Source organism: Arthrobacter sp. ISL-69, from assembly GCF_018613775.1.
GTDB lineage: Bacteria > Actinomycetota > Actinomycetes > Actinomycetales > Micrococcaceae > Arthrobacter.
This window is the reverse complement of sequence record NZ_JAGGPO010000041.1, coordinates 15,225-28,701: the sequence shown is the minus strand read 5'-3', so window position 1 is coordinate 28,701 and position 13,477 is coordinate 15,225. Positions and strand designations below refer to the sequence as shown.

Below are 13,477 nucleotides of genomic sequence, written 5' to 3'. Positions count from 1 at the left end.
GAAGTGCTGGTATTCCTCACGGACTGAGCCTCGGCCCAAACGCACAGGGCTGCGGCGAAGCCGACGATCCTGGCGGCGAGGCGCACGCGATCGGCCGGCAGCAGCCTGGACAGCTCGTGCCCGGACCGACCGGAGGTGCCCAGCCGGGCCGTGCGAAGGTGCCGCAGCGACAGCCGTCGTGCCGGCGCCCAGAGCATGGCCCGGCCCGGCGCTTCTTCTCCGCCACCAGTAACCATGCAGGAGGCGAGACCGGATGTCGTATCGCTGGCATTGCACGTTGGAGCGGCCGGATCATGGAGGAAGGCGTGGTCGCCTGTCGGTCCGCCGGCTAGCGTCACGCCGGGACCGTGACCGGGCTGATCGAATGGGATGGTCCCGGCACTTCCGGAGTTCTCCGCTACCGCGCGGTTCATGACGGCGCGATAGGACAGACCCGTCTCCCCTTCGGCCTAGACTGCGACAGGAGTGGTGCAGGAGAGGTACTCCCGCCCTCGGGAGCCAGGCACTTGCCGCTGTTCACATTGATAATCTCGTAGCCCGATCCGCTCGAGCTAAGCTGCCACGCCTGGTTCGAGTTTCCGTTACAGTTTCCTTGTTTCACTGCTGCCCCTGGACGTGCTCGCGCACCCTACGTCTATCCACATTGAGGTAGGCGGAGTAGGCGTCTGTGTCGACGTCTCCGGCTGCGATGCTTGAATTCGCGCCGCGCAGAACTACGGTCCGGCTTCTCTGAATCAGGTCGTGCCCTGTTGCGTCGTAATGCGGGCCTGTCACCGCTGCTCGGCCGACACGGTGTAGCGCGGTTTGCTTGTCGGGGGCGCGTGATGCGGCTGACTTAGATCCGCAAGCTTGTGCGCTCAATCACGTGTCTGTCTAAGGTTGATTAAGCGGTTACTCGATAGAAGGGGTTTGGGTCTACGCTTGACGCACGGCTTGAAGGGAGAACTAACCATGGCGCCGATCCGGCCACCGAAGACCAATCCAAGCATGATGGACGTGGCCCGGCGGGCTGGTGTTTCCATTGCGACTGTCTCCAACCATATTAACGGCAAGGGCCGGCTGAGCGAGGCTACTGCGGAGCGGATTCAGAAGGCAGTTGCTGAACTCGGCTTTGTTCGCAACGACGCGGCGAGGTTTCTGGCTACCGGATCGACCAACTCGCTCGGCATGGTGGTCGCCGATTTGGACAACTCACTGTTCGTCGATATGGCCCATGGCGCCCAGCAGGGGGCCGAAGAGGCGGGGCTGCGGCTTCTCCTCGGCAATGCGGCATGCACCATTGACCGCCAGGACGATTACCTGCATCTGTTCGACGAGGCGCGTGTCGCGGGATTGCTGCTCGCTCCGATGGAGGATTCGCTGGCCGGCATCGAGAGGATGCGTTCTCACGGGCGGCCCATCGTCCTGCTGAACTATCAACAGAAGAACGCTGACTGCTGCACGGTCCTCGTTGACAACGAAAATGTGGGATACGTCGCGGCTAGGCACCTGATTGAGATCGGCAGACGCCGGATCGCCTTTGTTGCCGGGCTTGACTACTACCAACCCGTCTATGCCCGGCGTGAAGGTGTTCGGCAGGCGGTGGCTGAAGCCCAGGGCGTGACGCTCGAAGAATTCCAAACGGACGGGCTGCGCTTCGAAGACGGTTTGGCTGTCGCCGGCATGTTCAGCCTCCGCGGGAAAGATGAGCTCCCTGACGGGGTTGTCGCCGTAACAGATGACATTGCCAATGGGCTTGCCTGGGGGCTCCACAGTGACCTCATCGCCAAAGTCCCGCAGGACATTAGCATCGTCGGATGCGAGGATAACCGCTCTGCACAGAGCGGACCCGTTCCGCTCACCGCCGTCCGCCTTGCGGGCGTGGAAATGGGAGAAGCAGCAACTATTCTCGTCCTCGAAGAACTGAACACGCCCCCAGAGGAACACGTTCACCGCACCATCGTCCTCAAGCCGTCGCTCGTTCTCCGCGCCAGCACGGCCTCAGCCACAAATGCAGTTACCCCCAAAAGTAGAACGCCTATTGACAGATGAAGGTGACGAGTCCAAGCTTTCTATAAGCGTTAAGCGCTTAAGCAGGGGGAAGCCAAGTTAGACCCACAGGTTCTTGGCAGTTTCAAGGAGAAGTGCTCGGAACCCGACGCTCGCTCCCCTTGTGGCAGCACCGCCCACGCCGACTCAACGGCCACGGCGCAAAATCAGAAGACTAATGACAGACAACGATGACGAGTCCTGGCTCTTGTTAAGCGCTTAATCAAGCGCTACAACATTCTAGAAACCCGTTCTGCAGTTTCAAGGAGGAAATGTGCAATCCCTACACTCCCGCCAAGTCCGGCGGCTTGTTCCCATCGCGACCGCCCTCACCCTCGCCGCTGTCTTGGCAGGTTGCTCAAGCGGGACCTCATCCTCAGGAGGCGCCGGCAGTTTCGGGCTGCTGATCAACGACGACAATAAAGTGGTCCAGGACGCGCTAACCAAGCTCAGCACCGATCAGTGCTCCGCCGAGAACAAGGCGCTGCCGTTCAAGGTCGACACGGTCCCTCAGTCCGGTTTGGACCAGCAGCTGCAACTTCTCGGAGGCCAGAGCGCGCTGCCTGCCCAGTTCGCGGCAAGCGGCTCACCCGCCGTCACCCAGTCGCTGAACAAGGCAGGCCAAACCCTGGACCTGAAGAAGGCGCTCACCGAAAAGGCTGCTATTGACAATATCGAACCCGCGGCAATCTCCACGATTGAAAACCTCTACGGCAGCTTCATCGTGCTGCCCTACCAATTCAACATCGAAGGCGTCTGGTACAACAAGCAGGTCTTTGCCGACAACGGTCTCAAAGTTCCCACGACTTGGGACGAGATGGTGTCGGCCGCGGATAAGCTCAAGGCATCCGGGGTAACAGCCTTCTCCGCTTCGGGCGAACAGGGCTGGCCCATCACACGGCTTATCAGCGGTTACCTCTACCGCGAGCTCGGCCCGGACGCGTTGAAGAAGGTTGCCGAGGGCAAGGCCAAGCTGACCGACCCCGAATACGTGAAGGCAGCCCAGGCTGTCGCGGATCTGGGCGCGGCCGGTCTTTTCGGTGAGGGCGTCGGTTCCATTGACTACGACACCTCAGTCTCGCAATTCCTTACGGGCAAGGCCGGCATGCTGTACATGGGAAGCTGGGCACTGGGCGCCTTCAACGACCCCAAGGCGAACCAGATCGGGGCCGACAACATCGGCTTCTTCCCGATCCCGGAGGTAACGGGCGGCGCCGGCAACGCCAACCAGATCCCCGCCAACGTGGGACTGCCCATTGCCGTCTCGGCCAAGAGCTACAACGACGGCGTCGGTAACTGGTTGAAGTGCGTCTCCGAGAACTACGGCACGGTGTCGCTGAGCGAGCAGGGAACAATTTCCGGCTTCAAGACCAAGGGCGAAGTAAAGGATCTGCCTCCACTGACCAGTTTGGTGCAGGAGAAGATCGCATCCACTACAGACCCCGTCCTCTGGTTTGAAGCACTGTTCGGATCCAAAGCTACACTCACCAGCCAGCAGAATGCTGCTCCCCTGGTCACCGGTTCCCTCACGGCGGAGGCCTTCATGTCGAAGGTCCAGGCCGACCTCGGCGCCAAGTAGCCACTTCACCTTGGACCGAATCTTCAGGTGGCGGCGGTTACCTGCCGCCACCTGGGGGTCCGGATACTACCTAGAAAGACCCTCATGCAAAACGTGCTCGGTGATCGCAAAGCGATCGTCATCCTCCTCGGCCCGGCGCTGCTGGTCTACACCCTTATCATGCTCGTACCGGTTCTGTGGTCGCTCGGGCTGACGTTCTTCGAGGGCAACGCCCTCTTCGGGTTTGAAGCGGTCAATCTGGATAACTTCGTCAAGCTCGCGAACGACCCGCGGATCCTGGAAGCGCTCTGGTTCACTGTCCGCTACGCCGTCGTCGTCACGATCGGGCAGGTGGTCCTGGGGTACCTCCTCTCGCTGCTCTACGTCTTCGCTCTCCGCAAGTCCTCGGGCATTATTCGGACCCTGGTCTTCTTCCCCGTTGTCGTCCCCACCGTGGCGGTGGCTCTGATGTTCCAACAACTCTTTGCCATCGCACCGCAGAATGGACTCGTCAATGAGCTCCTCAACACCTTTGGTGTCGCGAGCGTTGATTGGCTCGGCAACGATGCCACCGCGTTCCTTGTCGTTGTGCTCATGGATATCTGGCGCTCAATGGGCTTCTACGCGGTCCTGCTCTACGCCGGGCTCGTAGACATCCCCGAGGAAGTGCTGGAATCCGCCCGCCTTGATGGCGCCCGTGGCTGGAGCCTCGTGCGGCACATCGTTGTCCCGCTGTCGTTGCCCGTCATCCTGTCCGCCGTCATCTTCAGCATCAACGGCACGCTCAAGGTCTTCGACTCCATCCTTGCTCTGACCAATGGCGGACCAGGCAGCTCCACATCCCCGCTGACGCTCTACATGTTCCAGACGTCCTTCAGCTACGGCGAATACGGCTACGGCAGCACCATCGCACTTGTCCTGACACTTCTTTGCCTGGGCGTAACACTGATCGTCTTCCGCGCCTCGCGCCGCGACAACACAAAGGCCTGATCCACATGACATCCACAACCACACGCGATATCCGGCGTCAAACGATCATGGGAAGCCGTGCGCACGTTCCCAGGGCCAGAACAACGGCACATTTCATCCGTCGCCTCCCGATGAAGCTGCTCATCGCATTACTGCTCGTCGTTGAGCTCTACCCCCTGCTCTGGCTGCTCCTGAGCTCGTTAAAAACGCAGAACGAATTCCTCAATGCACCGAGCTGGTCACTACCCGCACAGCTCAACTTTGCGAACTACGTTGACGCCTGGACCACCGGCAACCTCGCTACCTATGCACGAAACAGCATTTTGGCCACCGTCCCCTCCTTGGCCCTGATCATCATTCTTGGTGTGGCAGCCGGATTCGCTCTGGAGGTTCTTGTCTGGCGCGGCCGGAACCAGGTTCTGCTCATGTTCCTCGTCGGAATCATGGTCCCGGCGCAGATCATTTTGCTCCCGCTGTTCACCGCCTATTTCAGGATCGGCCTCGCCGGAACCCTGTGGCCGCTCATCATCACCTATACGGCCATTGGCCTGCCGTTGACCGTGTTCATGATGGCCACATACTTTCGCTCCGTTCCCCGTGAGGTCTTCGAAGCGGCGACAATTGACGGCGCAAGCACACTACGGGCCTTCTGGTCCGTCGGCTTTCCGATGGTCCGCAATGCAGTTTTCACTGTCGCGCTGGTCCAGTTTTTCTTCATCTGGAACGATCTGCTCATAGCCCTGACGTTCACCATCGACAAGAACCTGCGAACCATTCAAGTGGGCTTGCTTAGCTTCACCGGGGAATTCGGCCAGACGGCTTATGGCCCGCTCTTTGCCGCCATCTGCATCAATGTCTTCGGCACCCTAATCCTCTATCTCTTCCTCAACCAGCGGATCATGAAGGGCCTTACCGCCGGCTCCGTCAAGTAACCGCCGCAGCCCACAAGCCACGTACCGGAGACACTCATGCCCAAAAGCCAAGACGCGGCCACCGACCGCGCCCATTTCCCGACCAACCGAACCCAACCGCTCGCAGAACTCGTTCTTAGAGCTCCCACCGTCGAACACCAACGTGCCCCCTTTGGCATCGGAGAACCCACCCCACGGCTGAGCTGGGTCATCGAAACCGCCCCGCCACAGTGGCGGCAGGGACGCGCAGAGCTCGAACTCCAAACAACAGACGGAACTAAGACATACACCATCGAAGGGGAGCAATCCGTTCTGATCGAATGGCCTTTTGCCCCCCTGAGATCGCGTGAGCGAGCACGGATCAGAGTCCGTGTCTGGGACATCGGCCCTAACTCCGCAGCAAGTCGGTGGAGCCCGGCTACAGAGATTGAAGCAGGACTGCTTACTCCCGACGACTGGTCGGCGGAGGCCATCGGTGCGTCCTGGCAGGAAGATCACGAGTCGATGCGCCGCCCCGCCCTCCTGCGCTCAAACTTCCGTGCTGACAGCATCGTTGCGTCTGCACGGCTCTACATCACCGCCCATGGCCTCTACGAAGCCGAACTCAACGGCGAACCAGTCAGCAGCGACACACTCGCGCCGGGGTGGACCAGCTACCACAACAGGCTCAGGTACTTCACCTACGACGTTACCGGGCACATCCGCAGCGGCGAAAACACCCTCGGCCTATGGCTCGCGGACGGGTGGTTCCGCGGAAGACTCGGCTTCCATGGGGGCCATATCAACCTGTACGGCGACGAGACGGCTGTGATGGCCCAACTCGAAGTCACCTTCACGGACGGAACAATCCTTCGCCATGGAACCGATACTAAGACCTGGCAATGTGCTCCATCACCAATCATCAGTTCGGGGTTACTGGAAGGAGAACACCACGACGCGCAGCTGGGATTCCATGGCTGGTCCCTCCCAGGGTTCGATGCCACTGCCTGGAGCTCAGTCGACCCAAGAAAGATAGATCTTTCACAGCTGGTCGCGCCGGACGGACCACCGGTGCGTTGCACCGAAGAACTCCAGCCGTTGGAGATAACGCACAAACCTGACGGCCGCATCATCCTCGACTTCGGTCAGAACGTGGTGGGTCGCATCCGGATCATCGCAAGAGGCCAAACAGGTCAGGAGATCACGTTACGACACGCCGAAGTACTCGACCGCGAAGGTGAGCTCTGCACCAGGCCCCTACGTGGCGCCTACTCTGTGGACCGCTACGTAATTGGTGGTGAAGCGGAAGAGATCTGGGAACCGCGCTTCACGATTCACGGTTTCCGCTATGTGGAGATTTCCGGCTGGGGTCAACGCCCGGTCACAGGCAATGTGGCCGCCCGCATCATCCATACGGACATGCTGCGTACCGGATGGTTCGAGTGCTCGGACCCCCTTCTGAACCGCCTGCATGAGAACGTCGTATGGAGCATGCGCGGCAACTTTGTCGACCTACCCACCGATTGCCCCAATCGGGATGAACGACTCGGATGGACCGGAGACATCCAAGTGTTCGCCCCAACCGCCAGTTTCCTTTATGACTGCGCCGGTCTGCTTAGTTCATGGCTCAAGGACGTCGCGGCCGAGCAACACCAGGACGGGACCGTTCCATGGTTCGTTCCCGAAATTCCTGGGGGTGAACAGTGGACACCGGCGCGTCCAGGAGCCGGATGGGGCGACGCAGCGGTGCTCGTACCCTGGTCCCTCTATCAAAACTTCGCCGACAGTGGTCTCGTTCAACAGCAATACACGAGCGCCCGGGCCTGGACCGACCTGGTGCACAGGCTCGCCGGACCGTCCCACGTTTGGGATCAGAGCTACCAGCTCGGCGACTGGCTCGACCCGTCAGCACCGCCGGACGACCCCGCCCGCGGCCTCACCGACCCAAATCTCGTCGCAACGGCCTACTATGCACGATCGGCGGCGACCGTGGCAGACATGGCCCGACTCCTGAACACGCCAGAGACACAAAAGTTGGCGGAGCGTGCCGAAGCCGCGCGGGCCGGTTTTCGGCGCCGTTACCTGACAGGGCACGGCACGCTCTCATCCGATTCCCAGGCAGCATACGCAATCGCCATTGCCTTTGAACTCTTCGATGCCAAAGAAATGGAAGCAGCCGGAAAACGTCTCGCCGAACTGGTCCACGAGGCCGATGTCCACCTCACCACCGGCTTTCTCGGCACTCCAGTCCTCTTGGACGCTCTCACGCAGACCGGACACGTTGAACTCGCGATGCAGCTTCTGCAACAACGAACTGTGCCCTCATGGATCTATCCCGTCACGATGGGAGCCACCACCATTTGGGAACGATGGGACAGTATGCTCCCCAATGGGGACGTCAACCCGGGTGACATGACTTCGTTCAATCACTTCTCCTTCGGAAGCGTTGCCGACTGGATGCACCGGACTATTGCCGGCCTTCGACCGATTGCACCTGGATGGCAGCAAATCATCTACCGGCCCGGGCTGGAAAGCGGTTTAAGACACGCGTCGGCAAGCCACGAGACACCCTATGGCCTCGCATCCATCAACTGGCGCCGCTCATTGAAGAACGTCGATGTCAACGTCCGCGTCCCCGTTGGCGTCGCGGGGTTCCTCGAGCGACCTGACGGGACGCGAGAACCGCTGACGGCCGGCCGCCACACGTTCAACTGGCCAACGCCCGTCGCCGGGCACTCGTCCTGAGGCCTGCGGCGTTTCTCCCTATTGGCGTAGACAGACGACGAAGGCGTAGCGGACGACGCCGGCACGGTAGGTCGGCACGAGTTCAGCGTATCGTGTAGGGCGATGCCGCGCCCTGTTTGAAGAGGCTGCAGGATCTCTAGAAGGTGTTGCGGCCTTTTTCAGGCCTCGGAATCGATTACCTTTCACAAAGTGCAATAGATTGCCCCAAGTAAACCGCCGTACTATGGGGCGCATTGCACAGAAGTTGACCCCATCCGTGAGCAGACCCGCGCCGTTGTCTGTTCCCTGCTCGCCCGCACCGCCCTTGAGCTGTTCGCCGCCAAGGGCTACGACGACACCACGGTCGATGAGTTCGCCGCCGCGGCCGGAGTCTCCCGACGGACCCTCTTCAACTACTTCCGCACCAAAGACGACCTTGCGCTCAGCGGCTATCAGTTCCCGAGGGGCTTCGCTCCGCCGTGGGGAGGGAAAATAGAAACGGCCGGCACCGGCGCCTGCGGGCATCTCTGGTGCTCTTCGGGGGCGCAGGGGCAGACTTGATCAGTGTGTTTCGGTCAGCCCCGGTCGTTCTATGGTGCCAGTGAGCCTGCTTATCAGTTTCGTGGTGGAGGGCACAGCATTTTGTCCCGCGGCACCGTGGACTGTTGCCCTTAAGCACGAAGGTCAGATTTGTTGTTTATCCGCCCTCCCCGGAACACAGACACATTTCAGTTGAAACAAACCAGGAGGGTGATCTGCCATGGAGGTCATTCACCCGCGCTGCGCGGGTGTGGATATTTCGAATAGAGACGCGAAGGTCTGTGTCCGCATCCAGGGCCGCGGCAACCGGGCCACCACGTCAACGGTCATGGAGGCCGCGGGCGCTTACTGGCGCCCGTTCTACTACCTGCTCGAAGACGACGGGCTGGAGATCGTGCTGGTGAACGCCCGGGATGCCAGGAACGTCCCGGGCCCCCAAGACCGACGTCTCGGACGCGGCCTGGCTGGCCGATCTGGCGCCCACGGGCTGGTACGGGCCTCGTTCGTGCCGCCGCCGCCGATCCGTGAACTGCGGGACCTTACACGCGCCGGTACCATCATCACCAGGGAACGGACCCGCGAGATCCAGCGCCTGGAGAAGCTCCTCGAAGACGCCTGCATCAAACTCTCCTCGGTGGCCTCGGAGATCACCGGCGTCTCGGGACGGCTGCTGCTGCAGGCCCTCATCGACGGGCAGACAGAACCGCAGGCACTCGCGGAAATGGCCCGGGGCCGGATGCGGTCCAGGATCCCCGAGCTCACCGAGGCTCTCACGGGCCGGTTCAGCGCCCACCACCGCTACATGACGGCCATGTATCTGCGCAGGATCGATGCCCACACCGCCGACATCAGCGACCTCAGCGCCAGGATCGAAGAGGCGATGGAACCCTTTCGCCTCACCCGCGAGATCCTCGTGAGCATCCCGGGATTCAGCACCACCACCGCCGAGATCTTCATCGCCGAAACCGGAGCCGACATGGCCGTCTTCGCCACCGCCGGGCAACTGGCGCGCTGGGCCGGCATCTGCCCGGGCTCCAATGAATCCGCCGGCAGGGTCAAATCCACCAAAACCCGGCCAGGCAGTCCCTACCTCAAGGGAGCCCTGGGCATCGCCGCCCTCTCGGTCGCACGATCCAACAACACCTATTTCGCCGCCAAATACCGGCGCATCGCTTCCCGCCGCGGACCCCTCAAAGCACTCGTCGCCGTCGAACACGCCATGCTCACCGCGGCCTGGCACATGCACACCACCGGCGCGCTCTACCAGGATCCCGGCGCCGACTACTTCAACCTCCGCGCACCGACCAAAACCAAGGCCCGCGCGATCGGACAACTTGAATCCCTGGGCTACAAAGTCACCATCAACCACTCGCAGAAGCACGATAAAACCCACCTCAACCGTCACCCGTTTGGATTTCGCAAATGGGGTTTGGCCGCAATTGCACTCGCGTTGGCCATCGCCGCTGGCAAACGATGGCGGCAGCAGCTGTGGTTGATGCCTGCGGTGAGGCAGTCCAGGTAACAGTCGTCTGCGATGAGGCTGAGCAGGTGTGCGGAGCGATCGATCGTCGGCGTTCCATGACTCCGGTTCCTTCAACCTGCCCGTCCTTGACTCAGGCCGCTGGCATCAAGCCCCTCAAAAGGTCATGTCGCTCCTGCCCGGGTCCCGCGCAGCCATGGGCACCTTATTTTCATGTCAGAAAGAGGCACAAATCTGAAAGACACACCAGGTGCCCCCAGCCCGTCACAATGACCACCACGGCGCCTCACCATTCAGTCATGTAGTCATCCCACACACAGGCAATGAATGGATATGACGGCACAGCCACGTAGCCGGAACCACTGGACATCTCGCTCCAAACACACAACCTTTTTATGTCTTGGAGGCCAAAGGAAACCATGAAGAGCAACTAGCTCCGGACCCGGCCGCCGCACTTCAAGATGGAGGAAGCCGGCAACAGTAGCTGCCACCAATGAAAAAGGCCCCCGAAGGGGCCCTTCACAACACAATTTGTCCACACTCAGAGGCTAAAAGGCCCCTGAACAGGGAAACACGTGCCCGAGGTGGGACTCGAACCGGGTTCCAGCCCTTGAATATCCGCCACTCGCCCGAAGACCTCCGCAATCCGGTCCAGTCCGGCATCAGTACGAACCAATCCGAAGCCCAGGGTGTGCACAATGTGCACACCCTTATTTCAGCCAGCCAGCGGCAGGCAACGTCGAATCGGGTGAGGACACCCGGGCCATCACCTGGCCTCCCTCCGCCTCCACGGCCTGGATCGCTCCAGTCATCCCTTGTTGCCAGCGCCCGTCAGCTCACCAGGATGGCAGCACCGGCACCGGGCCGTCCACGTCAATATGTTCGGCGTCCCCGCGGGCCAGCCACTGGAGCAGGCCCTCGCGGTCGGACACCACGCGCAGACCGCCGTCGCCGATCACCCACTCGTCACGTTCCTCGGTCATCAACGTCATTCCCGGTGACCCTTTGGCCCGGAGCGAACGCACCACGGCTTCAAGGGCATTTAGCAGCGAATCCGGATCGGCCTCCTCGATGGTCCAGGCAGTGTCGAGGTCATGGTGATGCACCACCACCTCGGCAATCCGGAGCGCAACGATGGACGTGGCAGGGAGCGCCTTGCCGTTCAACCGCACCTCAGGGGCCGCAAGCTCCTCGCCCAGCCGCTGTGCCTGCTCGGCGAAGTTCCGGGCCGACTCCCGCAGTTCCCCGACGAGCTCTTGCCGCGGGAGCGCGGACAATGCGGCGATCTCCTGGGAGCGGGCGTCCGGCGAGGCGTACAAGGGACGTTCCTCGCCGGAGGTGGCCCACTCGATGAGCTTGACCAAAGCGCGGCCGCTGGAGGCGACGTGGGCGATAACATCGGCGCGCGTCCACCCCTCGCACAGCGAGGGAGCGGTCATCTCGTCGTCGACAAGGGATTCAACGGTGGCCAGGAACATGTCCGACTCCCTGCCGAGGCGGGACAGATCTGAGTGGAGGCGTGCGGGGTTGCTCATCTTGCCAGCCTATCCACGCGTCCGTGGTACCACCAGCGTTCCTGACCCGTTTGTTACATACCCAGATCGTATGGATTGAGACGTGCCGGAGCGCATAGCCCCTTCGTCCCCAATAGGACTGTTTGATATCTGCAGCATATGAATATCCCCCGGGCGAAAGCCCGGGTATTTCCCTCATATGACTTGCATCACAGCACTGTCAGGCTGAAAGCAGTCGGAAGACGGCCCCGAAGATCCTTCGCAGCGCCGCATCGCCTTCACTTCACGCAGAGAGGACTTGGCACCATGACACAACCGCATGCCGCTATAGCCGAAAATCCAAAAAAGGAGGCGCGCACGGCAAATTGGGTCGCCTTCATCATCTGTACGGCCCTCGTTTTTGACGGATACGACCTCGTCATTTACGGCACCGTCCTTCCGGGGCTGCTTGCGGACCCGAGCCAGATCGGCGCATTTGATGCAGTCACCGCCGGCCTCCTGGGGTCCTGGGCACTCATCGGAGTACTCGTGGGCTCACTGGTCTGCGGCGCTATCGGTGACTTTTTCGGCCGACGCCGGCTGATGCTCCTGGGCATCGCCTGGTTCTCCGTCGGCATGTTTGTCACGGCGCTTGCCACCACCGTTCCAGCCTTCGGCGCCTTGCGCTTTATTACCGGCCTCGGCCTGGGTGTGGTTATCGCCACTGCCGGCGCCACAATGGCTGAATTCGCACCCGCAGGGAGGCGGCAGTTCTACAACGCAATTGTGTATTCAGGGGTCCCGGCAGGCGGCGTCCTGGCGTCAATCGTGGGCATCCTGTTCCTCGACAGCATCGGCTGGCGCGGGCTTTTCACAATCGGTTCCCTGCCACTGGTCATCCTCCTGCCTCTTGCCTGGCGCAAGCTCCCGGAATCGCCGCGCTGGCTGTTGTCCCGGGGCCGTGAAGAGGAGGCCCTGGCGGCCGCCGAACGCACCGGCGTCCCGCTCATCGAAGAGCGGGTGATCCGCGAGGTCGGTGCCGCGCCCCAGAAGTCCGGCTTCGCAGCCGTGTTTTCCCGCCAGTTCGCCGTAGCCTCCATTCTGCTTGGCCTGATGTCCTTCTCAGGCCTGCTGCTGACCTACGGACTTAACACGTGGCTGCCCAAAATCATGGAGGGCTACGGCTACGGCCGTACGTACTCCCTGTTCTTCCCGCTCGCGCTGAACCTCGGCGCGGTGGCGGGCGGGTTGCTCGCGTCCCGTCTGGCGGACAGGAACGGACCCCAGCGGGTCATCGCCGCCACCTTCGTGCTGGCGACCATTTCCTTGGGGCTCATGACCTTCAGCTTTCCGTTGCCGCTGCTGTTTGCCTTCATTGCCCTTGCGGGCGTGGGAACACTCGGCACCCAGGTACTGGTCTACGGGTTCCAGTCCAACTACTTCACCACCAATGCCCGGGCCGCGGGCGTGGCATGGTGCGCCAGCGTGGGCCGGCTGGGCGGGGTGCTGGGCCCGATCATTGGCGGCTGGTTGGCGGCCGCCGGCATCGGCGGGTCCACCGCCTTCTACATCTACGGGGCCGTGGCACTTTTCGGCGCCGTGGTTACAGTCCTGGTCCCCCGCCAGCGCAAGCTGGAGGAGGCCGAACACAAAGTCGACGCGATCGCCGAAGGAGGGGCAGAGGACAGCGTTCCTACCGAGCAACTCACGCAGGCTGCCCGGTCGCTGCCCTGAGATTATTACGCCGGCTGAATATACTAGTAGGGCTCTTTATGGCTATTGTTTGAATCAATAA

9 protein-coding genes and 2 pseudogenes are annotated in these 13,477 nt (G+C 61.5%); 8 read left to right on the top strand and 3 right to left on the bottom strand.

The features are described from left to right. Window positions 1–413: pseudogene (locus J7I79_RS21795) on the bottom strand (hypothetical protein); the annotation flags it as partial. Continuing rightward, window positions 410–604, bottom strand: a pseudogene (locus J7I79_RS25025) (RICIN domain-containing protein); the annotation flags it as partial. The pseudogenes J7I79_RS25025 and J7I79_RS21795, both read right to left, overlap by 4 nt. A 347-nt stretch (window positions 605–951) precedes the next feature. Between J7I79_RS25025 and J7I79_RS21785 the strand changes: the two are divergent. The 7 genes from J7I79_RS21785 to J7I79_RS21755 all read left to right on the top strand — a co-directional run bounded on the left by J7I79_RS21785 (window position 952) and on the right by J7I79_RS21755 (window position 10,231). Then, on the top strand, window positions 952–2,031 hold the full coding sequence (locus J7I79_RS21785) for a LacI family DNA-binding transcriptional regulator (protein WP_214956950.1): 1,080 nt from the start codon (window positions 952–954) through the stop codon (window positions 2,029–2,031). A gap of 271 nt (window positions 2,032–2,302) precedes the next feature. Continuing rightward, entirely contained in the window at window positions 2,303–3,607 is a 1,305-nt protein-coding gene (locus J7I79_RS21780) for an extracellular solute-binding protein (RefSeq protein ID WP_214956948.1), read from the top strand. A gap of 84 nt (window positions 3,608–3,691) precedes the next feature. Then, entirely contained in the window at window positions 3,692–4,576 is an 885-nt protein-coding gene (locus tag J7I79_RS21775) for a carbohydrate ABC transporter permease (protein ID WP_214956946.1), read from the top strand. A 5-nt stretch (window positions 4,577–4,581) separates the two neighbouring features. Further along, window positions 4,582–5,487 carry a carbohydrate ABC transporter permease gene (locus tag J7I79_RS21770; RefSeq protein ID WP_214956944.1) on the top strand — a complete coding sequence of 302 codons (906 nt, stop codon included), beginning with the start codon at window positions 4,582–4,584 and terminating at the stop codon, window positions 5,485–5,487. A 36-nt stretch (window positions 5,488–5,523) separates the two neighbouring features. Further along, on the top strand, window positions 5,524–8,190 hold the full coding sequence (locus J7I79_RS21765) for an alpha-L-rhamnosidase (RefSeq protein WP_214956937.1): 2,667 nt from the start codon (window positions 5,524–5,526) through the stop codon (window positions 8,188–8,190). A gap of 198 nt (window positions 8,191–8,388) precedes the next feature. Further along, window positions 8,389–8,730, top strand: coding sequence for a TetR/AcrR family transcriptional regulator (locus J7I79_RS25020; RefSeq protein WP_214956956.1), 342 nt, complete (start codon window positions 8,389–8,391; stop codon window positions 8,728–8,730). A gap of 199 nt (window positions 8,731–8,929) precedes the next feature. Next, window positions 8,930–10,231: an IS110 family transposase gene (locus tag J7I79_RS21755; protein WP_251043144.1), complete on the top strand. Its 1,302-nt coding sequence runs from the start codon at window positions 8,930–8,932 to the stop codon at window positions 10,229–10,231. A 794-nt stretch (window positions 10,232–11,025) separates the two neighbouring features. Here the strand turns inward: J7I79_RS21755 and J7I79_RS21750 are convergent. After that, window positions 11,026–11,724 carry a maleylpyruvate isomerase family mycothiol-dependent enzyme gene (locus J7I79_RS21750; RefSeq protein WP_214956936.1) on the bottom strand — a complete coding sequence of 233 codons (699 nt, stop codon included), beginning with the start codon at window positions 11,722–11,724 and terminating at the stop codon, window positions 11,026–11,028. A gap of 285 nt (window positions 11,725–12,009) precedes the next feature. Between J7I79_RS21750 and J7I79_RS21745 the strand changes: the two genes are divergently transcribed. Next, window positions 12,010–13,416: an aromatic acid/H+ symport family MFS transporter gene (locus J7I79_RS21745; RefSeq protein WP_214956934.1), complete on the top strand. Its 1,407-nt coding sequence runs from the start codon at window positions 12,010–12,012 to the stop codon at window positions 13,414–13,416. Window positions 13,417–13,477 lie beyond the last annotated feature (61 nt).

Coding starts and splice junctions, on each gene's coding strand:
- J7I79_RS21785 (WP_214956950.1), top strand. CDS start 952: ATGGCGCCGATCCGGCCACCGAAGACCAATCCAAGCATGATGGACGTG.
- J7I79_RS21775 (WP_214956946.1), top strand. CDS start 3,692: ATGCAAAACGTGCTCGGTGATCGCAAAGCGATCGTCATCCTCCTCGGC.
- J7I79_RS21770 (WP_214956944.1), top strand. CDS start 4,582: ATGACATCCACAACCACACGCGATATCCGGCGTCAAACGATCATGGGA.
- J7I79_RS21765 (WP_214956937.1), top strand. CDS start 5,524: ATGCCCAAAAGCCAAGACGCGGCCACCGACCGCGCCCATTTCCCGACC.
- J7I79_RS21755 (WP_251043144.1), top strand. CDS start 8,930: ATGGAGGTCATTCACCCGCGCTGCGCGGGTGTGGATATTTCGAATAGA.
- J7I79_RS21750 (WP_214956936.1), bottom strand. CDS start 11,724: ATGAGCAACCCCGCACGCCTCCACTCAGATCTGTCCCGCCTCGGCAGG.
- J7I79_RS21745 (WP_214956934.1), top strand. CDS start 12,010: ATGACACAACCGCATGCCGCTATAGCCGAAAATCCAAAAAAGGAGGCG.